Consider the following 21,989-nt stretch of genomic DNA (forward strand, 5'->3'; position numbering starts at 1 on the left):
GGGGCATGACACCACCCGCTCGCCGAGATGGCACACCGGAAAAGCGTGGGAAGGACGATACGTTCTACATCTCCTACGCCAAGCCGGCTAAGAAACAGCATGTTCGCCTAGACAAGAGGCGCCAGAACGCCGCGAAGAACCAACCGAACCCTCTGGATGATAACTGGTGGGACGAAGACCCGGCCGCAGCGAAAGTGGCGGCCGAGGGTGTCCGCCTGCAAAAGGTGCTCGCGCAGGCGGGCGTCGCTTCCCGTCGTCACGCGGAGGCGATGATCGAGCAAGGCCGCGTCGAGGTCAACGGTGAAATCGTGACGCGCCAGGGGATGCGCGTGAACCCGAACGTGGACATCATCCGCGTCGACGGCGCCCGCATCAACGTCAATGAAGATCACGAGTACTTCGTGTTCAACAAGCCGCGCGGCGTGCACTCGACCATGAAGGACGAGATGGACCGCGTCTCCGTGGGCTCTTACCTGGCCGAGCGCACCGCGTCTGGCCAGCGCCTGTTCCACGTTGGCCGCCTGGATGCGGACACAGAAGGCTTGCTGCTGCTCACCAACGACGGCGAAATGGCCAACCGCCTGACCCACCCGAAGTACGAGGTGGCCAAGACCTACTTGGCCACGGTGCTCGGCGAGGCGAACAACGCGGTGGTCAAGCAGCTCAAAGAGGGCATCGAGCTTGACGACGGCCCCGCGAAGGTGGATTACGCGCAGGTGGTGGACGTGCATAACGGCCAGTCCATCATCCGCGTGGAGCTGCACGAGGGACGCAAACACATCGTCCGCCGCATGCTGAAGCAGGCCGGATACCCGGTGCAGCGCCTGGTGCGCACGAAGTTCCACACGGTGCAGCTCGGCGACATGAAGCCGGGCTCCATGCGCGCGCTGAACTCCTCCGAGCTGGCGTCGCTGTACAAGGCGGTGGGGATGTAAATGGCTGACACACTGTCCAACACGGCAAACGGCGGGCTCATCGTGGCTGTGGACGGGCCTTCGGGCACCGGCAAATCCACCATGTGCCGCGCGCTGGCGAAGCGCCTGGACGCGAAATACGTGGACACCGGCGCGATGTACCGCGTGGCCACCCTGGCTGTGCTGCGCGCGGGCGTGGACCCGGCGGACACGGCGAAGGTGATTGAGGCGACCGCGGACCTGCCGCTGCAGGTCTCCGACGACCCGGATTCCACCGAGGTGCTGTTTGCCGGCGAGGACGTCAAGGGAGAAATCCGCGGCGCCGAGGTGACCAAGCACGTCTCAGCCGTCTCCGCCATCCCCGAGGTGCGCGTGAACCTGGTGGAGCTGCAGCGCAAACTGGCCCGCGAGGCTGGCCGCGCGATCGTGGAAGGCCGCGACATCGGCACGGTCGTGCTGCCGGACGCTCCCGCGAAGGTGTTCATGACCGCGAGCGCCGAGGTGCGCGCGAAGCGCCGTTACGACCAGGACATCGCGGCGGGGCGCGAGGCGGACTATGACGCGGTGCTTGCGGACGTGCAGCGCCGCGACCAGGCTGATTCCTCCCGCGCGACCAGCCCGCTCAAGCCCGCCGATGACGCGGTGCTGGTGGACACCTCCGAGATGACGCCGGACGAGGTTCTGGCGGCACTGACTGAGGTCGTGGAGAGGAGCGCACGATGAGCGAGCGCAACAGCAACTCCAACGGCGAGCACCTCGAGCCGGAAACCCAGTTCATCCAGCCCGGCATCGACCGTTCCGGCTACACGGACATGGATGCGTACGTGGTTGGCGCCGACAGCGCCGAGTACTACGAGAACAAGGACTTCAACGCTGAAGAGGACCTGCAGGGCTTCGAGGACGCCGGCATTGACGAGTCCGAGTTCGGCGAAGCGGACTTTGGCGAGGGCTACGACTCCGACGACGAGCTGACCGAGGATGAGTGGGCAGAGCTCGAGGCCGAGTACGGCATCGCCCAGCCCGACGTGGTCACCGAAGCGCTGCCGACGGTGTCCATCGTGGGCCGCCCGAACGTGGGCAAGTCCTCGCTGGTGAACCGCTTCATCGGCCGCCGCGAGGCTGTGGTGGAGGACCACCCGGGTGTCACACGCGACCGCGTCAGCTACATCACCGACTGGGGCGGGCGCCGCTTCTGGGTGCAGGACACCGGCGGCTGGGACCCGGACGCGAAGGGCATCCACGCCGCGATTGCCCGCCAGGCGGAGGCCGCGATGGCCACCTCCGACGTCATCGTCATGGTTGTGGACGCCAAGACCGCCATCACTGAAACGGACGCGGTGATGGCCCGCAACCTGCAGCGCTCCGAAGTGCCGGTGATCCTGGTGGCAAACAAGTTCGAGTCCGACAGCCAGTGGGGCGACGTGGCCGAGTTTTACTCGCTCGGCTTGGGCGACCCGTGGCCGGTGTCTGCCCTGCACGGCCGCGGCGGCGCAGATGTGCTCGACGAGATCATGCGCCTGTTCCCGGACGAGCCGCGCGTGAAGGAATCCATTACCGGCGGCCCGCGCCGCGTGGCGCTGGTGGGCCGTCCTAACGTGGGCAAATCCAGCCTGCTGAACAAGCTGACTAAGTCCAACCGCTCAGTGGTGGATAACGTCGCCGGCACCACCGTGGATCCGGTGGATGAGCTCGTGCAGCTGGACGAGGACCTGTGGACCTTCATCGATACCGCTGGCCTGCGCAAGAAGGTGAAGAACGCCCAGGGCCACGAGTATTACGCGTCGCTTCGCACCCGCGGCACCATCGAGGCCGCTGAGGTGTGCGTCGTGCTTATCGACGCCTCGGAAGAAATCTCCGAGCAGGACCAGCGCGTGATCTCCATGGTGCTGGAAGCCGGTAAGGCGATGGTCATCTGCTTTAACAAGTGGGACCTGATGGACGAGGACCGGCGCTACGACTTCGACCGCGAATTCGACGAGACGATGGGTCAGCTCAAGTGGGTGACCAAGCTGAACATCTCCGCCGACACCGGCCGTGGTCTGCACCGCCTGGAGCCGGCGATGAAGGAGGCGCTGGAGAACTGGGATAAGCGCATCTCCACCGGCCAGCTGAACAACTGGCTGCGCGAGGCGATTGCGGCGAACCCGCCTCCTATGAAGAACAACCGCCTGCCCAAGCTGCTGTTCGCCACGATGGCCAGCACTCGTCCGCCGACAATCGTGCTGTTCACCACCGGTTTCCTGGACGGCGGGTACCGCCGCTACTTGGAGCGTAAGTTCCGCGAGCAGTTCGGCTACCACGGCACCCCGGTGCGCATCGCGGTGCGCGTGCGCGAGCGTCGCGGAAAGAAGGGTTAGGCCGATGCGGCAGCGCACGCTGGAAGTTGGCGGCGTGGAGCGCACCTACCACGTTTCCGTTCCGGCAAACACAACTGGCGCGTTGCCGGTGATCGTCGCGCTGCACGGCAAGGGCGACAACGGCCGCGACTTCCTCGCCGGCACGGGCCTGCACCGGGCGCGCGCCATCGTCGCAGCGCCCACGGGTGCGGGCCTCGCCTGGTCGCCCGCGCCGTACGCGCGCACCACCTTCGATGAAGATGCGGCGTTTGTGCGTGCGCTTATCGACGACCTCCGGTCCACCTTCGCCACCACCAAAACCTACCTGGTTGGCTTTTCCAACGGCGGGGGACTGGCAGTGCACCTGAGCCTGGCAGACCTCGAACTCGCAGGCGTGGCCACCGTTGCGGCAGCCGTGCGTGCCACACCGGACGAACTCGCCGCAGCGCAGCCCCTGGATTATCTGAACATCCACGGCACCTTCGACGACGTGGTGCCGTTTGCCGGAGAACAGCGCTCTCCGTACAGCGGGGCGCAAGACGACACCACTTATGGCGCGCCCGACGTGGTGGCCGCGTTTGAACGCCGCAACAGCGACCGCGCCCGCGCCGAGCTGATTGCGGTGGAGGGCATGGGCCACGAGTGGCCCACTGGGCCGTGGGCTGCCCGGCGCGGCGTGGACGCCACCAAGGCGATTGTTGAGTTCTTCGGGCTGGAGTTCAACCGCGTCGGCTAGGCGCGCTCGTAGACGAAGGCGTCGGTGCGGTACGGTAGCGGGATGGTGTCGCCGGGGTCGAAGCCGAGGCGCTCGTAGAGGTACCAGGCGAGGTTCGCCTCCATCTTGGCGCGAGTGCGCTCGTTGGCTTTCAGCCAGTAGGAGCGGGTAGCCATGAGCTCGAAGCAGTCCTCGACGGCGATGGGGTGGAGCCACTCCTGACGCAGCTCATCTTTCAGCTGCCAGGGGGAGGCGACCTCCGGGTAGAAGCCCTCGCGCTGTACGTCTCCGGAGTGCATGATGCGGCTGAGCCTCAGCACCCAGGGGTGGCGCACGGCCAGCGTGTTCCAGCACAGCACGAGGCGGCCGCCGGGACGGATCACGCGGTCCGCTTCTCGGCTTGCGGCGGGCACATCCACCCAGTGCCAAGTCTGCGCGCACGTCAGCGCGTCGACGGAGTCGTCTGCGAGTCCGGTCGCTTCGGCGGTCGCGCGCCACACGGGTACCTCGGGCAGCACCGTGTGGAAGACCCGGGTCATGTCGCCGCTGGGATCGCAGGCGAGCACGGTACGTGAATCGTCGCAAAGCAATTGTGTGAACTTGCCGGTGCCCGCACCGACGTCGCAGACGGTACCGGGGCCGACCAGCTCGCTGAGCGCGTCGGGGTAGGTGGGGCGGGCGGCGTCGTAGCGGGTTGCGTCGCGGTCAAATGCCTCGGCTGCGCCGCTGCGGTGCGCGGAGTTTCTGAACGTGGGGCCAGCTTTTCTGCTGGGGCCTGGCTGTGTTCCGCTCGCGTGCACAATGGTCTAATCTACCTTGCGTGTTTTACCGCCCAGTGATCCGCGCCGCAGCTGCCATCGGCTTGGCCGCAACCTGCTTCAGTGTCGCAGGGTGCGCGGGTGACACGGCGGGGCTGCGCACCGCGATCACCACGCAGCCGGATGCGCCCGAGGACATTGTCCGGGAGGTGGAGCCGTGGACGGATCCAGCAATTGAACGCAGGCAGACGACCTCGGCCGGGCTGAAGCGCGACTACATCCTTTCGGTGCCGCGGGGCGCGAAGCAGCGCGAACGGCTGCCGCTGATCCTGGTGTTCCACGGCTATAAGGAGGACGCGGACCGGATCATGCAGCACTCCCAGCTGGACAAAGCGGATGCCGTTGTGGCGTTTATGGACGGTGTCGGTGAAGCCTGGGCGCCGGCCCCGTACGCGGAGACGAGCGGGGAGCAGGACCTCGCGTTTGTGGACGATGTGCTCGATCAGCTGGAGGGGGAATACTCCATCGACCGCACCCGGATCTTCGCCGCAGGGTTTTCCAACGGTGGCGGGTTCGCTGCGTTTGTGGGCTGCCAGCGCCCGCAGGAGTTCAGCGGTGTGGCCACGGTGGCCGGCGCGTTTTACCAGCGCGTCGCGGAAGGGTGCTCCAGCATCCCCATGAAGCACGTCGACTTCCACGGCACCGCTGACCCGATCATCTCCTACGACGGCGGCGAGCGGCACGAGACGGTGTACAACTCCACACCCGAGATGCTCGAGGAAGCCGCGGTGCGCAACCACTGCGCGGGACGCAGGGAAGACGTCGAGTTGTCGCATACGGTGACGAAGCTGAGTTGGGACGACTGCGACGCCGCGCTGTCGCACTACCGGATCGACGGCGGGCCGCACGTGTGGCCCGGCGGCACCTCCGACAACACAGGCCTGGTGTCGAAAGGGTTTGCCACCCGCACGCTGCTGGAGTTCCTTGGCGTGGGCATGTCCTAGCCGCGCGGTGCGACGCAGTACGGGCCTGGCACGGCTACCATGAGGCGCGTGAATGTCGCGTCTAGTCCCCGGGTGACGGTGGTGTACAACCCCGTGAAAGTCCACCTGGAACGCCTGCGCCGCGCCGTGGAGCGCTACGCCTGGGAGGGCGCGGACATCGAGTGGGCGGCAACGACCACCGAGGGGCCCGGGTTTTCCCAGGCCGACCGCGCGCTCGAGAACGGCGCTGACTTGATCATCGCCGCTGGCGGTGACGGTACGGTGCGCATGGTCGCGCTGGCTGTTTCTGGTTCGACAACACCCATGGCGATCGTGCCGGCTGGCACCGGCAACATGCTCGCGCGCAACCTCGGGGTGCCGCTGCTGCTCGAATCGGCGGTGCACCGTGCGTTTTCCGGTACCGACCGGCTCATCGACCTCTGCCGTGCCGAGATGGTCTACCCCGACGGCCACACTGAGCACTCCGGCTTCGCCGTCATGGCCGGTGTCGGCGTGGACGCGGGCATGATCCACCGCACCCGCGACAGCCTCAAGGCCGCCGTCGGGCCGCTCGCGTACGTGCCGGCCGTGTTCCAATCGCTCGGCGGCGGCAACAGCGTAGACGTGGACATCACGCTTGATGGCGATCCCACGGTCACCACCGCCTTGCACACCTGCATCGTCGGAAATTGCAGCGACCTGGTGGGCGGGATCCCGCTATTGCCGGACGCGCAGCCTGACGACGGGGTACTCGACGCCGTGGTGCTGCGCGCCGAGGACGTCACCGACTGGGCGGGCATCGGCGGCAAACTCGCGCTGGACACCGTGCGCGGCGGCATTAACGCGCTGCTGCCGAGCGAGGTGCAGCCGCGCCCGCCGGCGTCCCTGCCGCCGAGCATGGAGTACCTCGAGGGACGCCGTATCACCCTGGAGTTCGCCGAGCCCGAGCAGCTTGAGCTCGACGGCGACGCCGCCGGCGCGGTCAGTGCCGTGACCTTCGACGTGATGCCGGGCACCCTGCGGATGGTGTGCTGAGCGCCGCGTGCCGTCGAGTAGCAGCGAAGGCACAATGGTGGCCATGATCTACAGCTTTGAAGGCGCAACCCCGCAGATCCACCCCTCGGCGTTTATCTCCGACGAGGCCACCATTATCGGCAACGTGACCATCGGCGAAGACGCGAACATCTGGCCCGGCGTGGTCATCCGCGGCGACGTGGGCGCGATCCGAATCGGCAACCGCGTCAACGTCCAGGACGGCTCCGTGCTGCACGTGGACACGGACGGGGAGACCGTGCTGGAAGACGACGTCACCATCGGCCACCTGGCCATGGTGCACGGCTGCCACATCGAGCCCGGCTGCCTGATCGGCATGAGCGCGACCGTGCTGTCGCGCTCGCGCGTGGGCAAAGGCAGCATCGTCGGCGGCGGGGCAGTGGTGCTCGAAGGCCAAGAGCTGCCGGAGTTCTCTCTGGCGGCCGGCGTGCCCGCCAAAGTGAAGCGCACGCTCGAGCCGGACACCTTCGAGGCCAGGTTGCGCCACGCGGCGTACTACGTGGAGCTGGGCCGGCGGGCGGCGACCGGTTTGGTGCCGGTGGAGCGAGACTCGCTCACGTAGAAGTTCACAGTGAAATCGTCGTCAAAGTCACGCAATGAGGCGTAATGTGACGAGTATGACATTCAATAACGTAACAGTACTTGGTGCAGGTGTCCTGGGCGCGCAGATCGCTTTTTGCTCCGCGTTCGCGGGTAAGAAGGTTGTGTCCTACGACATCAACGAGGAGGCCCTCGCGGCCGGCAAGAAGCGTTTCGACGCTATCGGCGAACAGATGAAGACGGAGCTCGAATCCGCCAACGACGAGACCGTCGCGGCAGCGCACGCGAACCTAACGCAGACTTCGGACCTGAAAGAAGCGGTAGCGAACGCGGACCTAGTTATCGAGGCGATCCCGGAGAACCTCGAGCTGAAGCGCAAGGTCTGGGCTGAGGTGGGGGAGTACGCCCCGGATACCGCGGTGTTCGCCACCAACACCTCCACGCTCATGCCGAGCAAGTTCGCAGACGCGACGGGCACGCCGGAGCGCTTCTTGGCGCTGCACTTTGCCAACCACATCTGGATCCAGAACACCGCCGAGATCATGCCGCACGAGGGCACTGACCCGAAGTATGTGGACCAGCTTGTGGAGTTTGCGGAGCAGATCAACATGGTGCCGGTCCCGCTCAAGCGCGAGCAGCCCGGCTACGTGCTGAACACCCTGCTGGTGCCGCTGCTCAGTGCCGGCATGTACCTGCTGCACCACGACATCGCTGACCCCGTCGACATCGACCGCGACTGGTGCAACTCCACCGGCTCGCCGCGCGGCCCGTTCGAGATCATGGACCTTATCGGCGTGCGCACCTTGGTCGCCGTGATCGAGTCCAACGAAGACGCCCCGCAGTGGCAGAAGGACTTCGTTGAGACGACGCTGAAGCCGATGGTCGCAGAAGGCAGGATCGGCCTGGAAGCTGGGCAGGGTTTCTACACCTACGACGCGAACGGCAAGATCGTGTCCTAAGCGCGGTGCTCGCGGATAAGCACTTGAGCTCGCTGCAGATGCCCTCCGTCAAAACTGGGCGCAACCTGTTTGTCCTCGGCGACGGCGATTTGGTTTCTGCGTGCGAGCTCTTTCCATTGTTTCACTGCGTCGACTGCGCGGCTGAGTCGTTCGATGGCTTGATTGTCATTGAGACCAAACCAGCCCGCGGCACCCATGAGTGTGTCTACTGAATCGTCGCCGACAACGTCCACTGAGGTGGCAAAATTGGTTTTGGTGGTGGCGGGCGTGATATCGAAAACAGGTGAGAGCTGCCACGCACCACCTACGCGAATGAATCCGTGGTTTCGCAGGTGGTTATCGGTGTTGCCCACCAGCAGGTTGATCGCTGCCCTGCTGAAAAGCTCAGCCGCGGAATCGCCATTGATGCTCAGCAGCCGAAGCTCCTCAGCGATCTCGACCATGGATGCACGGTCGCCGTCCGTGCGATTGAGCAGCGTCATTGCGGACATGTAGGGGATACGGGCTTCGCTTCCATCCTCGCCGTAGGCCCGGTCGAACCTTTCCAGTAGCAATACGGACCGCCCATTAATCTCCAAGAGTCTCGAACTCGGTGTGTTGATGCCCGCAAGTTCTGCGATATCCAAACAAACCTTTTCCCAGGCAACCGCGTCGATAGTGTCCGCGGATGACGAGAATTTCGCCATCATCAGCTTGCCTTCGTCATCAATGACTGTCGCTTTCGGGCGGGCGCCGCCCAGAGAGGATCCGGCAACGGCGATGCGTCTCAAGGCATCCACTGCATCATCGCCTTCCTCAACGGCGCGCGAGGCACGCTCAATGTCAGCGAGGTTCACAAGTTTGGGCACCCGGCTGCTCGGCGATTGGGTCACCCCGTTCACTTCGAAGCGCAACGCTCCTAGGCGAAGGCGATCATCGACACCGAGAAGGTAGTCGACCTCGGTCGGCTGTTCACCCCGCCGCGCAAACTGTTTTTGAATGAGCATCCGCCCCCAGCGATCCGGAGCAGAATCGGAAAGCGCGGTGGGCAGGTGCCCGCGATCAGAGAGAAGAGGTTGCTTTCCGCTGTGAAGGGGAAGCGCGGGGCTGATCGCGTACGCGCCTGGATGTTGTATCCACTCCTTTTCGTACTCGAGCGTCCCACCGTGCTGATGCGGAAAATAGGTTGCGACGGAGATCTTGCGGTCCTCGATCTCCGTCCAGATGCCTATAGACGTGGGTGCCATGGCTAAATCATCTGCTCAATCAAAGCCCGACCGCGATCATGTTCCATCGGATCAACCGCGTCTCTCACCCGGTCAAGCAGTTGAAACGCACGGCATACCCGGAGGAAGTTTTCCAGCGTCGCGCCGTGGCCTTGCTCTAGGCGACGCAACGTGGACACACTCACGTCGGCGCGGTACGCAGCCTGCTCGATCGTGAGACGGTTGAGGCGACGCCAGCGCTGTAGATCTTCGCCGATCTCTATGAGCCCACCTTCGACCGCGCGGGGGGTTCGACGGCTACCCATTTGTGACGTACTCATGCCCATATTCTTTCATATTTGAGTAGTCTGTGGGATTAGAGTTCATGCAGAAGGAGAAGGGTGCCCAAATGAACCGCGAAATCGTCTTCATCGTTTACGTGACCGACATTGATAGATCGGTCGAGTTCTACTCAGACCTCCTGGAGCTGGAAACCGACTTTGTTTCACCCCGCTATGTGACGTTCGCTTTGGCGGACGGTGTGGCTCTCGCACTGTGGACTGGGAACTCCGAAGTGCTTGCAGACGCTCCCGCACGCACCACCGAAGTGTGCCTCAACGTCAACGGGGAAGAAGTCATGGACGTGTTCCAGGCCTGGACTGGCAAGGGGGTCGACGTCATCAAAGAACCCCACCAGGACGTGTTCGGAACGACGTTCGTGGTTGCCGATCCAGACGGGAACCAGATCCGCGTGGCACCTGTCGACTAGCAACGTCGCCGAAAGAGAACCCCCGAACCCCCAGAAAAAACTTTGTCGGACTGACAGGATTTGAACCTGCGACCCCCACACCCCCAGTGTGGTGCGCTACCAAACTGCGCCACAGCCCGATTCGCTACCTAAACGGTAACTGCGCAAATATTACAGCACTGTCATACGGACCCAAAACCGGCAGGTCACCAGGCGGCCACCGTCGACACCCCAGGGTTAGCGGACCACGCCGTCGACGTACACCCACCGGCCGGCGCGGCGCTCGAAGCGGGAGCGTTCGCGCATCACGCCGCCGGGGTGATGGGCGGCGAATTCGACGACGCCCTCAGCGTCGAAAGGCCCGCCGCCGGCGGTATCGAGCACCTGGAGCTGGGTGAACGGCTCGCCGTTAGGGTCCACGGACAGATCTGCCGGCCGCGTCTCATCGGCCCAGGTTTCCGCGACATAGGAGCCCGCGCCGCGCACGTAGGCGGTGTAGCGCGAGCGCATGAGCGCCTCAGCGGTCGGTGCCGCAGAGGAACCGTCGATGTAGCGCCCGCAGCACGCCTCATAGGGCAGGCCCTGCCCGCAGGGGCACAAGCCCCGCACGTCGGCCCACAGACCGGTTGCGTCAGCCATTACTTCCCCAGGCGCTCCGCGCGGTGGAGCTTGTTCTGGCGGCGTCGGCGCTCGAGCGAGGCGGTTTCCGCGGTCGTCTCAATCTCGTCCTTCGCCACGTAGCCGTCCACGGTGGAGGACGCGCCCGCGGCGCGCAGGGTCTCCACCTCATCGTCGGTCAGGTCGCCGTAGAGGGTGATCAGGCGGGTGAAGGTGCCGTCGCCGTTGTGGTTGACTTCCACGCGGACGTCGTCAAGCTGCATGCCCTTGGCCGCCTCGCGCACCGCCTGCGAGCAGCTGACCGCGAGCGCGGACATGTACAGGCCAGTGGAGGTGACACCCTGGCCCTTGCCGCCGGTGTTCTTGGAGCGGTCGGTGGTGATCGCGCGGTCGGAGGTGCGCACCACGTCGCCGTACTTCGTGCCGCGCGCGGAGTAGGACACGGCGTTGGTGTCCGTGGTCTTCGCAGGGACGAACAGCGGCTGGATGTACTGCTGCGCCCAGGAGCCGATGATGTCGGCGGCGCGCTGCGCGGTGCCCTGGCGGGTGAGCAGGTGGTCCGCCTTGTCCAGCGCCATCAGGGACTTGGGGTAGCGGGCCAGGGAGAAGATGTTCTGGGCGTTGTCGATGCCGACGGTGACGTCGATAGGCGAGTGCACGACCAGCAGCGGCTTGCGCAGCTTCGGCAGGTACTCCTCCGGGTTGGTGTCGGCGAGATCCTCGAGGAACTCGCGCGAGATGGTCAGCTCGCGGCCGCCGAGCACCACACCGACGGAGCCGTTCGCATCCGCCTCGCCGATCGCGTGGGCGTAGTGCAGCACCGAGTGCGCCGGGTCGAAGGGCGCGCCGACGGTGGCCACCGCCTTGATCATCTTCTTCAGCTCCGGGCGGGTGGCGGCCTTCAGCGTGGCGGCGCCGCCGAGGGAGTGGCCCATGAGCAGCTGCGGGGCCTTGTAGTTCTCCTCCAGCCACAGGGCGGCGGCGACGATGTCGTCCACGTTCTCGGAAAACGAAGTGTCCCTGAACTCGCCCTCGGACTGGCCCAGGCCGGGGAAGTCGAAGCGCAGGGTGGCAATGCCGTGCTCCGTCAGCCGCTTGGCAATGCGGGAGGCGCCCGGGGTGTGGCGGGAGCCGGCGAAGCAGTGCGCGAAAATGGCGTAGGCCTGCGCGGGTCCGTCGGGGCGGTCGATGGTCGCGGCCATCATGTGGCCCTTCGACGACGGGACTTTCACGTTCATAGACAGCATGGGTAGCCGTGTCCTCCTGCGGCTCGGCGGTTCAACGCAACGGTTACTTTCGCTGCAAGACTAATCATCGCACCAACTGTTTGGCACGTTGGCGTTATTCTTAGCCCTTATGGGCAAGTTTGACTGGTTCTGGAAGGCCATGGGCTCCACCACGGAGCGCAACAACAAGAAGTCGAAAGCCGTTGTCGCGGACGCGCATGGGCTGATCGGGGAGCTTTCGCTTCTCGACGATGCTTCGCTCGCCTCCGCAGTCGCCTCCACCGTGCGCGACGGGGCCATCGCCGACAAGCCGCGTTTTTTGGCCGGGTTGTCCGTCGCCTCCCAGCGCACCCTGGGCATGACGCCGTTTGAGGTGCAGAACCAGGCCGTGCTGCGCCTGCTGGAGGGCGACGTGATCCAGATGGCCACCGGCGAGGGCAAAACGCTCGTCGGCGCGATGGCCGCCACCGGGTTCGCGCTGCAGGGCAAGCGCGTCCACCTGATCACGGTGAACAACTACCTGGCCGCGCGCGATGCGGAGTGGATGCGCCCGCTCGTGGAGTTTTTCGGGTTGACGGTGGCGGCGGTCACGGAGTCGTCGACACGCGAAGAGCGCGTGAGCGCCTACCGCAGCGACGTCATCTACGCGCCGGTGACCGAGATCGGCTTCGACCACCTGCGCGACAACCAGATCACCTCCCGCGACCAGACGGTGCAGCTGCCTGCCGACGTCGCGCTGGTCGACGAGGCTGACAGCGTGCTCGTGGACGAGGCGCTCGTGCCGCTCGTGCTCGCCGGCTCCGAGGGCTCCAAGCAGGCCACCGGACAGATCACCGAGGCCGTGTCGAAGCTGGACGAGGACACCGACTACACCATCGACGCCGACGGGCGAAACGCCTTCCTCACCGACGACGGCGCGGCGAAGATCGAACGGCTTTTGGGCATCGACTCGCTCTACTCGGACGAGCACATCGGCACGACTCTCGTACGTGTGAACCTGGCGCTGCACGCGAAGGCCCTGCTGATCCGGGACGTGCACTACATCGTCGACGACGGCAAAGTCGCACTTGTGGACGCCTCCCGCGGGCGCGTGGCGGAGCTGCAGCGCTGGCCCGACGGCCTGCAGGCCGCAGTGGAATCCAAGGAGGGGCTGGACGTGTCCGAGGGCGGGCGCATCCTGGATTCCATCACTTTGCAGGCGCTCATGCGCCGCTACCCGCTGGTGTGCGGCATGACCGGCACCGCGGTGGAGGCGACCGACCAGTTGCGCAGCTTCTACGGCCTGCACGTGTCCGTGATCGACCGCGCCAACGAGCTGCAGCGTTTCGACGAGGCGGACCGGATCTACGCCACGATGGAGGAGAAGAACTCGGCGATTGTCGAGGAGATCGCCCACCTCAACTCCACCGGCCAGCCGGTGCTCGTGGGCACACACGACGTGGCGGAGTCCGAGGCGCTGGCGGAAGCGCTTCAGGCCCGCGGTATCGCGGCCAACGTGCTCAACGCGAAAAACGACGCGGAGGAAGCCCGTATCGTCGCCGAAGCTGGCGACGTGGGACGCGTGACCGTCTCCACGCAGATGGCGGGCCGCGGCACGGATATCCGCCTCGGCGGCGCGGACGAGAGCGACCACGACCAGGTCGCCTCGCTCGGCGGACTGGCGGTGATCGGCACCGCCCGGCACCGCACTGCGCGTCTGGACAACCAGCTGCGCGGCCGCGCCGGCCGACAGGGCGACCCGGGCTTGAGCGTGTTCTTCGTCTCCCTGGACGACGACATTGTCACCTCCGGCGGCGACGGCGAGCAGTTCTCCGCCCGGCCGGAGCCGGACGGACGCATCACCGGCAACCGCGCCCAAAGCTTCATCGAGCACTGCCAGCGCGTCACCGAAGGCCAGCTTTTGGAGATCCACTCTCAGACCTGGAAGTACAACAAGCTGTTGGCGGACCACCGCGACATCCTGGACGAGCGCCGCGCCGCCCTGCTGGACACGGACACCGCGTGGCGCGAGCTGTCCGAGCGCTCCCCGCAGCGAGCCGGTGAACTTTCGCACCTGCCACAGGACGTGCTCGAGCAGGCCGCGCGGGAGATCATGCTGTTTCATCTGGACGCCGAGTGGTCCGAGCACCTGGCGCTGATGGACGACGTCCGCGAATCCATCCACCTGCGCGCCATCGCCCGTGAAACGCCGATCGACGAATACCACCGCATCGCCGTGCGCGAGTTCAAGGACCTGGCCAACCGGGCGGTTGCCGCGGCGGTAGAAACATTCAACTCTGTGGACATTGACGCCGACGGCGCGCACCTGGCAGACGCAGGGTGGAAGCGCCCGAGCGCGACGTGGACGTACATGGTCTCCGACAACCCGCTGGCGGGCTCCGGCAACTCGGTTATTTCCGGAATCGGCAACATTTTCCGCTAGGCATTCTCCGGTAGCCGCCCCTTCGGGCGGGCCGGACGCTATTATGGCGAGAGATCTCAACCACGACTCGAAAGTCAGGAGTTACCCATGAGCGACAACACGCCGCAGAACCAGGTCGAAACCACCTCGGTATTCCGCGCAGACCTGCTCAAGGAGATGGAGTCCGGCGCTGCTACGTCTGCGGACTCCGCCGCCGGTGCGGACCAGCTGTCGGATGGGGAGGCACTCCTCGTAGTCAAGCGCGGCCCGAACGCAGGCGCCCGCTTCCTGCTGGACCAGGATTCCACCACCGCGGGCCGCCACCCGGAGGCGGACATTTTCCTCGACGACGTGACTGTGTCCCGTCGTCACGCAGAGTTCCGCCGCAACGACGGCGGCTACGAAGTCGTGGACGTGGGCTCGCTCAACGGCACCTACGTCAACCGCGAGCCGCGCAACTCCCAGGAGCTGACCAACGGCGACGAAATCCAGATTGGTAAATTCCGTCTGGTCTTCATCACCGCCGGCAACTAGTTAGAGAAGAGTTCGATCACGTGAGCGCAATCCGTCAAACGGCACCAGCCGCTACCCCCGCGAAGCCGGCGAAGGCCGCCAAGGCAACCAAGACCGCGAAAACGATGTCCATCGGCGTGGTGCTTGAGCGTCTGCGCACCGAGTTCCCGGACGTGACCGTCTCCAAGATCCGCTTCCTCGAGTCCGAGGGGCTGATCACTCCGCAACGCACCGCCTCCGGCTACCGCCGCTTCACCGAGGAAGATGTGGAGCGTCTGCGCTACATCCTGGTCACCCAGCGCGACAACTACCTGCCGCTGAAGGTCATCCGCGAGCAGCTCGAGGCGATGGATTCCGGCCACGTCACCGCGATCCTTACCGCCGGCGAGTCCGAGCCGATGATCTCCCCAGAGAACTTCCGCGCGCCGTCGGCGACGCAGCTGACCGACGCGGACGTGGCCGAGCAGGCCCAGGCGGATCCGTCGACGGTGGAGGAGTACATCAAGGTCGGCCTGATCACCCCGGATGCCGCCGGGCTGTTTACCGCCGACGACGTCCGTACCGTCACCACCGCACTGTCGCTGTCCGAGTTCGGCTTCGACGCCCGCCACCTGAAGACGCTGCGCACCGCGGCGGCCCGTCAGGCCGACATGATCAACCAGGTTGCGGAGCCGGTGTCGAAGTCCGGCAAGGTCACCGCGAAGCAGAAGGCCGAGGAGATCGGCCAGCAGATGTCCGCGCTGGTCGTGTCCCTGCACGCGTCGCTGGTGAAAAACGAGCTGCGCAAGCAGCTGGGGAGCTAATGGAGGCCGTCAACCTCATCGGCGTGTTTCCGGTCGGCCCGGAAGATTTCCTCTGCGCCCTGCTCCAACGGCCCACGAACGGGCGCTGCATTCCGGTGTGGCTGCCGCCGATGGAGGGCGCTGAACTGGCCATGCGCCTGGACGGGTGGGCCCCGAACCGCCCGCGTCCCGTCGACGCGATCGCGGAGCTCATCCGCACCTCCACCAACGGCGCGGACAGCCTCGAACTTTCCAGCTACGTCAACGGCACCTTTATGGCCACCCTGACAATCTTCGGCGGCACCGAAATTGATCTGCGCGCTTCCGACGCGCTGCTGTTAGCCGAGGAGCTGGACATGGAGCTGACCGTCGACGACACGGTCGCCGCCCAGGCCTCGGTGTTTCTGTCGCAGGGGGATGCCCAGCGCTACCTGCAGGCGGAGATCGAAATCGAAGATTTCGCGGATGAAGCTGTCTCCGCCAGCGGCGACGCCCAGGCCGACGCGGACTTCGAGGCGCTGATGCGCAGCCTCGGGGTGGAGGACTCGGATTTGGGGGAGGATAACCCCAAGGAGGGGTAAAACCCTCAAGTATTCCTTGAGAGTTTCGGCGTGTTACGCATGTGACTATTGACCAGCTCCGTATGCTTACCCTTTAATAGTCATTAGGCTTCGAGCTAACTTTCATGGGAGTAATTACGTGAGCATCATCGAGGAAAATCAGGACGGCCTGTTCGACGCTGTGCAGGAGTCGCTTTTCGACGTCGGCCCGTCCGACGAAGTCGGCTACCGCGTGCCGATCGCCTGCCAGGTCGCCGGCATCACCTACCGTCAGCTCGACTACTGGGCACGCACCGGCCTGGTGCGCCCGTCCATCCGCGGCGCTAAGGGCTCCGGCTCTCAGCGCCTGTACTCCTTCAAGGACATCCTGGTCCTGAAGATCGTCAAGGGCCTGCTCGACACCGGCATCTCGCTGCAGAACATCCGCCTCGCAGTGGACAAGCTGCGTGACCGCGGTGTGTCCGACATCGCCGAGATCACCCTCGTCTCCGACGGCGTGACCGTCTACGAGTGCCGCTCCAACGAGGAGATCATCGACCTCCTCGGCGGCGGCCAGGGTGTGTTCGGCATCGCCGTGCCGCAGATCATGAAGGAACTGACCGGCACCATCTCCGCGTTCCCGTCGGAGCGCGTCACCGAGGACGACGCCGACAACGTCATCGGCTTCGACGAGCTGGCGGACCGCCGCCGTCGCAAGACCTCTTAAACGAAGCGTTTAGGCCCGGGCTGGGATCACTCCCACCAGCCCGGGCCTTTTTCTATGTCCTCGTCGCACAGACCCTGGGAGGCAGAGCCTGCGATCGCTCGATTTTCGCCCGATCCCAGGCTTAGGATCCCAGGGTCTGTCGCAGGGGGGGCTGACCGGATGCCTACAGGCCGGATGCCTGCTTCACGGCGCCGTCGATGCCGTCGGCTTGCTTCGCATCCACGGTCTTCGCGGACAGGGCCTCGACCGCCTTGTCAGCCACACCCTCGCCGACGCGCACGACGGTGATCTCCACCTTGTCGCCGGCCGCGCCTCGCACTGCGTCTTCGAAGGCCTTGTCGTCGCCGGCATCGGCTGTGCCAGTGGTGACCAGGACGACGCGGGTCTTTGCCTCACCAGCGCCGTAGGCGCCTGCGGCTGCCTCGACGGCCTGGCGGGTCTGGGGCACGCCGCCGGTGAGGAAGCGTCGCACCGCCACGGCGACGGAGTCGGCGTCGGGGGAGACGCTGATGTTCTGGCGATAGCCCACTACAACGCCCGGGTTCAGCGGGGAGGAGTAGTTCCACAGGCCGACCTGCTTGCCCTTGCCCCCGAGCTCGAGCGCGGCGTTTGCGATGGCGTCCTTCGCCGGTTGGAGGTACGGGCTCATCGCGTTGGAGGTGTCCAGGAGGAACAGGGTGTTCTCGGGCTGCAGGGCGCCGGCATTGGCACTGGCGGCGTCAGCGCCGTCGCCGCCAGCAGCCTTGTCGGCGTCGGCGCCGTCCTGCGCGTCGCCGTCCTTCTTCGCGTCCGATGTGATGGCCTCGCCGCCGGCGGGCAGGGCAGCGGCCCACACCAGATCGGAGACGGCCGGCTGGTCCTTTTCGGTGCCGTCGAAACGCTCGGAGGCGAAGCGGGCGAAGTCCTGGCCCGCGCGGGCCTGGTTCTCGTCGACCTTGTCGTTCTGGTTCAGCGGAAACGCGGTGTAGACGGCGTCGGCACCGACCGGGGTGAACTTCAGGCCTTCCGGCACGGCGTCCTCGGCGGTGGCGAGGTACTCGCCGCCATCTGCGTTGAGCTCGTCGGCGCTGCCGATGCGCTGATCGGTCAGCGCCTGCACGGCGTCGTTGTCGTTGCCGGCCACCTTTGATGCCACCAGGGCGGAGGCTGCAGACTCTTCGGATACGGGGAAGCGGACCTTGTCCACGGTCAGGTCCTCGAGCTTGACCTCGTCCTTGCCGGCCACGCCGACGGCTTCGCTGTACGCAGCCTTCGGGTCAGATACGGCGGGGGTGCGACCGGCGCTCTCCAGCGACTGGTGGGTCACCGCCGTGTTCGGGGCGATAAACACCGCGGCGTCGGCAACAGAGTCGACCAGCTGGGGCTTGACGCAGTAGTCGCGGACGACGGGGGAGGACGCACCGTAGGCGTCCACAAGCGATTGGCCCGCGCCCTTGTCGGAGGCCGCGACGGGGAGCACGAGCTCGCCCGCGACGCAGTCCTCGGCCTGCGCCTCAGTGCTGCCAGCGTCCTCGCCGCGGCTGGTCAGCCACCAGATGATGGCCGCTGCGATCAGGGCCAGCACCACCAGTAAGGCGATGAGCTCTCCGGACAGCCTGTAGTTGTTCTTGCCGCTTGCGTGCTTCGCCACCGGAATCGCCGCCTTTTTCGATCGAACGAGTGAAAACCGTCTTCGAGTCTAGCCGTGATAGGCGGCGTCGATGACCGCGACAAGCCGCTGGCGCAGCGGTTGTGCGCGGCGGCTGAGCTCGCGTTGGCGGGCTACGTACTCCGCCTTGCCCTCGGGCGTTTCCACAGCCACCACGCCGAAGCCCAAGCTCTTGCAGTCGTACGGGGAGGCCTCCATGTCTAGGCGCCGGGCGTCGGCGGCGAGCTCGAAGCAGTCCATCAGCAGCTCGCCGGGCACGAGCGGTCCGAGCTTCATTGCCCACTTGTACAGGTCCATGCTCACGTGCACGCACCCGGCCTGGTCGTTGTCCGCCTGCCCCTCGCGCGTGAGCACCGTGAGGTTCAGCGGCCGCGCCGCCGGGGTGAAAAAGCGGAAGGCGTCAAAGTGGGTGCACTTGACGTTGTGCGCCTCCACCACGGCGTTCGTGCCCTCCGCCCCCAGGCGCAGCGGCAGGCTGTGGCGCGGGCTGTCCGTGCGGTACACCATCGCCCACTCGTGCATGCCGAAGCAGTCGAAGTGGGCTTCACGCCTATCGACGGACCGAAGGATGGCCTCCACCTCCTCCACGTCGCCTCTGCGGTGGGTGAGGAACCGTTGGACGTCGAGAAGCACAGTGCCCTTGTTACAGACATAGTCGCGCCAGCCGGCGTGGGGGAGCGAAGCGGCGTCTTCGAGCGCGACGCCGATGCCCGGGTGCCAGCGCTTCAGATGGGCGGGGCGCTGCGGGTAGTAATCGAAGAGGAAATCCCACACCGGGTGATACTGGCCGCGTGCCCGGCGCGCCACCCTTGGCGCGGTCCAGCGTTCGGCGCGGGCGGCGTGCGCTGCGATGCGCGGCATGTACTCCTCGGGGGTGAGTACCTGCATTTACTCGCCCTCGTGGGTCCAGTCGGACACCGTGCCCACGTATTCCTCGATGAGGTCTTCCAGCGCGACCACGCCGACGAGTTTGCCGTTGTCGTGCACCTCCGCCATGTGCGCGGAACGGCGGTGCAGCATCGCGAGCGCGTCGTCCATGGACTGGGCGGCATCGACTGTAGTCAGCGGGCGGATGCGCTTGAGCGAAACCCGCGGATCGCCCTGCGGGAACTCCATCAGGTCCAGGATGTCCTTGACATGGACGTAGCCGGCGAGCGAGCTGGCGTCGATGCGGACAGGGAAGCGGGAGTAGCCGGTGTCTTGGACCGCCTGCTCGATGACGGAGAGGCGGATGCCGCGAGGGTCGTACGGGATCGTCGTGACCTGGGCCAGCGGGATCATGGCTTCCTTGAGCTGGCGGGAGTCCTGGCGCAGCGCCTTGGCCAGGCGCACGGTCTCTTCGGCGTCCAGGAGGCCCTCCTCGCGCGACTCCTGGATCATGGTGGCGAGCTGTTCCTGGTCCACGGTGGATTCGAGCTCGTCGCGCTGCTCGATGCCGAACAGCAGCAGCGTCTTGCGCGCGACCCAGTTGAGGAATTCCAGCAGCGGATGCGTGAGCTTCATCCACAGCGTCATCGCGGGGGTCAGCCACATCGCCATGCGTTCCGGGCCCGCGATGGCAATGTTTTTCGGCACCATCTCGCCGAACAAGATGTGCAGAAACGAGATGATGAGCAGGGCGAGCACGAACGCGACGGGGTGCAGCAGGTCGCCGGGCATGCCCAGGGCCTCAAACGGCGCCTCGATGTAAGAGGCGATCGCAGGCTCGGCCACCTTGCCCAGAATCAGCGACGCCACCGTGATGCCGAACTGTGCGCCGGCAAGGTAGATCGAGAGGTGCTCGGTGGCGTAGAGCACGCCCTCAGCCTTGGTTTTGCCCTGCGCAAGGAGCGACTCCAAGCGGTCCTTGCGGGAGGAGACGAGTGCGAATTCGACGGCCACGAAGAACGCGTTGGCGCCGAGCAGCGCGACGATCAGCAGTGCTGCCAACCAGATACTCACTTGGTGTCCACCGCCTCTCTAACTTCGCCTGCTTTATCGGGCGGGACCGGACGCAGCAGCGCGCGGTCGATGCGGCGGCCGTCCATCTCGGATACCTGCGCCAGCCAATTGCCGGCGCCGCCGGATTGCAGCTCCTCCTGGAAATTCGCCGCGGAGGCGGTGCGCAGCACGACCTCGTCGCCGAGCTCGGGGATGCGGCCCAGCGTGGCCATGATCAGGCCGCCGAGGGTTTCGTAGGGACCGTCCACGGCGGCGAACCCGGTGCGTTCCTCCAACTCGTCGAGACGCACGAGGCCCGCAACCTCCCAGGACGTGCCGAAGCGGGTGAAGTCCTTCTCGCTTTCTTGGTCGTCGTACTCGTCGTAGACCTCACCGAGGATCTCCTCCACAAGGTCCTCGATGGTGACCAGGCCCTGGGTGCCGCCGTACTCGTCGGCCACCAGCACCACCTGAGAGCCTGCGGAGCGCACGCGGTTGAGCACCGAGTCGCCATCGAGCGTGCCCGGCACGAACGGCACCCGCCGCGCCAGGGAGGCCAACTTCGTCGTGGCGCGGAACTCGTGCGGCACAGAGAAGGCATCCTTGATGTGGACCACGCCGAGGGTGTCGTCCAAGTCGCCGCGGCGTACCGGGAAACGGGAGTGGCCAGTCTCGCGCGCAAGGGCGATCAAATCCGCGACGGTGTCGTCCGCGTCCAGTGAATCAATGGTTGAGCGCGGCGTCATCACTTCCTCAGCCGTCGTCTCGCCGAAACGCAACGAACGGTCGATCACTGCGGCAGTAGCCGCATCCAGGCCGCCCGCTTCAGCGGAGTTTCGCACCATCGCGCCAAGCTCCTGGGAGGAGCGGGCGGACGCGAGCTCGTCGGCAGGCTCGATGCCCATCTTGCGCACCACCCAGTTCGCGGCGGTGTTGAGAAACAGGATGAACGGCTTGGTCGCCATGTTGAAGTAGTGCACGGGCGGCACCACCGTGCGGGCCGTGTTCAACGGGTCCGTGATGGCGACGTTTTTCGGCACCAACTCGCCGAACACCATGGACAAGAACGTCGCCACCACCAGTGCGAGGACAAGCGCGACGGTGGTGGACGCGCTTGCAGGCAGTCCGACGAGCTCGAGGACCGGGGTGAAGAATTTGCCCAGCACCGGCTCTGCGAGGAAACCGGCGGCAAGGGTGGTCACCGTAATGCCCAACTGCGCGCCGGAGAGCACGAACGAGAGGTTTGCGTGGTCGCGCGCAATCGCCCGCGCTGTGGCGTCGCCCCGCTCCTTGACGTGGGCGTCGATGGTCGAGCGTTCCAGGCCCGTCATGGCGAATTCGATCGCGACGAAAAGCCCGGTCGACGCCGTGAGTAGCACGAACGCCAGTAGGGCGAGGATGGATAAGAGTATGTCCATGGATGGT

General features: G+C 65.7%; 23 protein-coding genes and 1 tRNA gene. 14 read left to right on the plus strand and 10 right to left on the minus strand.

What is annotated here, in order from left to right:
- Positions 1–5: 5 nt before the first annotated feature.
- The 4 genes from ACX1NL_RS05955 to ACX1NL_RS05970 all read left to right on the plus strand — a co-directional run bounded on the left by ACX1NL_RS05955 (position 6) and on the right by ACX1NL_RS05970 (position 3,986).
- Positions 6–935 (plus strand): pseudouridine synthase, encoded by a 930-nt coding sequence (locus ACX1NL_RS05955; protein WP_181888384.1) that lies wholly within the window; start codon positions 6–8, stop codon positions 933–935.
- Positions 936–1,637, plus strand: a complete 702-nt coding sequence (gene cmk / locus ACX1NL_RS05960) for a (d)CMP kinase (RefSeq protein WP_181888385.1) — start codon at positions 936–938, stop codon at positions 1,635–1,637.
- Positions 1,638–1,726: 89 nt separating this feature from the next.
- Positions 1,727–3,271: a ribosome biogenesis GTPase Der gene (gene der / locus ACX1NL_RS05965; RefSeq protein ID WP_458898907.1), complete on the plus strand. Its 1,545-nt coding sequence runs from the start codon at positions 1,727–1,729 to the stop codon at positions 3,269–3,271.
- Between the two features lie 4 nt (positions 3,272–3,275).
- Complete coding sequence (locus ACX1NL_RS05970) at positions 3,276–3,986, plus strand: CE1 family esterase (protein ID WP_458898856.1); 711 nt, start codon at positions 3,276–3,278, stop codon at positions 3,984–3,986.
- On the opposite strand, the gene ACX1NL_RS05975 is transcribed toward ACX1NL_RS05970, so the two are convergent.
- The gene (locus tag ACX1NL_RS05975; protein ID WP_458898857.1) at positions 3,983–4,765 is read right to left on the minus strand and encodes a class I SAM-dependent methyltransferase; all 783 of its coding nucleotides are present in this window, start codon (positions 4,763–4,765) and stop codon (positions 3,983–3,985) included. The two genes, ACX1NL_RS05970 and ACX1NL_RS05975, sit on opposite strands and share 4 nt — an antisense overlap.
- Before the next feature lie 20 nt (positions 4,766–4,785).
- Between ACX1NL_RS05975 and ACX1NL_RS05980 the strand changes: the two genes are divergently transcribed.
- The 4 genes from ACX1NL_RS05980 to ACX1NL_RS05995 are packed head-to-tail and all read left to right on the plus strand — an operon-like array spanning position 4,786 to position 8,258.
- Positions 4,786–5,727: a CE1 family esterase gene (locus ACX1NL_RS05980; RefSeq protein ID WP_458898858.1), complete on the plus strand. Its 942-nt coding sequence runs from the start codon at positions 4,786–4,788 to the stop codon at positions 5,725–5,727.
- Positions 5,728–5,775: 48 nt separating this feature from the next.
- A complete protein-coding gene (locus tag ACX1NL_RS05985; protein WP_458898859.1) occupies positions 5,776–6,741 on the plus strand; it encodes a diacylglycerol/lipid kinase family protein in 966 nt (321 codons plus the stop codon).
- A 43-nt stretch (positions 6,742–6,784) separates the two neighbouring features.
- Positions 6,785–7,321 carry a gamma carbonic anhydrase family protein gene (locus ACX1NL_RS05990; protein WP_070474044.1) on the plus strand — a complete coding sequence of 179 codons (537 nt, stop codon included), beginning with the start codon at positions 6,785–6,787 and terminating at the stop codon, positions 7,319–7,321.
- Positions 7,322–7,376: 55 nt separating this feature from the next.
- Positions 7,377–8,258: a 3-hydroxyacyl-CoA dehydrogenase gene (locus ACX1NL_RS05995; RefSeq protein ID WP_269952302.1), complete on the plus strand. Its 882-nt coding sequence runs from the start codon at positions 7,377–7,379 to the stop codon at positions 8,256–8,258.
- On the opposite strand, the gene ACX1NL_RS06000 is transcribed toward ACX1NL_RS05995, so the two are convergent.
- Positions 8,255–9,484, minus strand: a complete 1,230-nt coding sequence (locus ACX1NL_RS06000) for a type II toxin-antitoxin system HipA family toxin (RefSeq protein ID WP_269952303.1) — start codon at positions 9,482–9,484, stop codon at positions 8,255–8,257. The two genes, ACX1NL_RS05995 and ACX1NL_RS06000, sit on opposite strands and share 4 nt — an antisense overlap.
- Before the next feature lie 2 nt (positions 9,485–9,486).
- On the minus strand, positions 9,487–9,783 hold the full coding sequence (locus ACX1NL_RS06005) for a helix-turn-helix domain-containing protein (protein WP_168160601.1): 297 nt from the start codon (positions 9,781–9,783) through the stop codon (positions 9,487–9,489).
- Between the two features lie 44 nt (positions 9,784–9,827).
- Here ACX1NL_RS06005 and ACX1NL_RS06010 point away from each other — a divergent pair, with 44 nt between their 5' ends.
- Positions 9,828–10,211, plus strand: coding sequence for a VOC family protein (locus tag ACX1NL_RS06010; RefSeq protein WP_239355735.1), 384 nt, complete (start codon positions 9,828–9,830; stop codon positions 10,209–10,211).
- Positions 10,212–10,256: 45 nt separating this feature from the next.
- On the opposite strand, the gene ACX1NL_RS06015 is transcribed toward ACX1NL_RS06010, so the two are convergent.
- The 3 genes from ACX1NL_RS06015 to ACX1NL_RS06025 form a co-directional block, all read right to left on the minus strand.
- Positions 10,257–10,330 (minus strand) — tRNA-Pro (locus tag ACX1NL_RS06015).
- Positions 10,331–10,427: 97 nt separating this feature from the next.
- Entirely contained in the window at positions 10,428–10,829 is a 402-nt protein-coding gene (locus ACX1NL_RS06020) for a YchJ family protein (protein ID WP_458898860.1), read from the minus strand.
- Entirely contained in the window at positions 10,829–12,055 is a 1,227-nt protein-coding gene (locus tag ACX1NL_RS06025; RefSeq protein ID WP_458898861.1) for a bifunctional alpha/beta hydrolase/OsmC family protein, read from the minus strand. Before ACX1NL_RS06025 ends, ACX1NL_RS06020 begins: the two co-directional genes overlap by 1 nt.
- Before the next feature lie 109 nt (positions 12,056–12,164).
- Between ACX1NL_RS06025 and secA2 the strand changes: the two genes are divergently transcribed.
- The 5 genes from secA2 (at position 12,165) to ACX1NL_RS06050 (ending at position 16,996) form a co-directional block, all read left to right on the plus strand.
- Positions 12,165–14,456, plus strand: a complete 2,292-nt coding sequence (gene secA2, locus ACX1NL_RS06030; RefSeq protein ID WP_458898862.1) for an accessory Sec system translocase SecA2 — start codon at positions 12,165–12,167, stop codon at positions 14,454–14,456.
- 87 nt (positions 14,457–14,543) lie between these two features.
- The gene (odhI, locus tag ACX1NL_RS06035) at positions 14,544–14,969 is read left to right on the plus strand and encodes an oxoglutarate dehydrogenase inhibitor Odhl (RefSeq protein WP_070473817.1); all 426 of its coding nucleotides are present in this window, start codon (positions 14,544–14,546) and stop codon (positions 14,967–14,969) included.
- A 20-nt stretch (positions 14,970–14,989) separates the two neighbouring features.
- Entirely contained in the window at positions 14,990–15,751 is a 762-nt protein-coding gene (gene ftsR, locus ACX1NL_RS06040) for a transcriptional regulator FtsR (protein WP_392398988.1), read from the plus strand.
- Positions 15,751–16,311 (plus strand): bifunctional nuclease domain-containing protein, encoded by a 561-nt coding sequence (locus tag ACX1NL_RS06045; RefSeq protein WP_269509957.1) that lies wholly within the window; start codon positions 15,751–15,753, stop codon positions 16,309–16,311. Before ftsR ends, ACX1NL_RS06045 begins: the two co-directional genes overlap by 1 nt.
- 127 nt (positions 16,312–16,438) lie before the next feature.
- Entirely contained in the window at positions 16,439–16,996 is a 558-nt protein-coding gene (locus ACX1NL_RS06050) for a MerR family transcriptional regulator (RefSeq protein ID WP_181889576.1), read from the plus strand.
- 163 nt (positions 16,997–17,159) lie between these two features.
- Here ACX1NL_RS06050 and ACX1NL_RS06055 read toward each other — a convergent pair whose 3' ends face one another.
- Genes ACX1NL_RS06055 through ACX1NL_RS06070 form a run of 4 tightly spaced genes read right to left on the minus strand, consistent with a single transcriptional unit; the run spans position 17,160 to position 21,982 of the window.
- Positions 17,160–18,626 carry a vWA domain-containing protein gene (locus ACX1NL_RS06055; protein WP_458898863.1) on the minus strand — a complete coding sequence of 489 codons (1,467 nt, stop codon included), beginning with the start codon at positions 18,624–18,626 and terminating at the stop codon, positions 17,160–17,162.
- A 48-nt stretch (positions 18,627–18,674) separates the two neighbouring features.
- The gene (locus ACX1NL_RS06060) at positions 18,675–19,532 is read right to left on the minus strand and encodes a 3-methyladenine DNA glycosylase (protein ID WP_458898864.1); all 858 of its coding nucleotides are present in this window, start codon (positions 19,530–19,532) and stop codon (positions 18,675–18,677) included.
- The gene (locus ACX1NL_RS06065; protein WP_269952309.1) at positions 19,533–20,585 is read right to left on the minus strand and encodes a hemolysin family protein; all 1,053 of its coding nucleotides are present in this window, start codon (positions 20,583–20,585) and stop codon (positions 19,533–19,535) included.
- Positions 20,582–21,982, minus strand: coding sequence for a hemolysin family protein (locus ACX1NL_RS06070; protein ID WP_458898865.1), 1,401 nt, complete (start codon positions 21,980–21,982; stop codon positions 20,582–20,584). The genes ACX1NL_RS06065 and ACX1NL_RS06070 overlap by 4 nt, the downstream gene beginning before the upstream one ends.
- Positions 21,983–21,989 lie beyond the last annotated feature (7 nt).

This window comes from Corynebacterium sp. CQ3829_602738 (assembly GCF_054478435.1).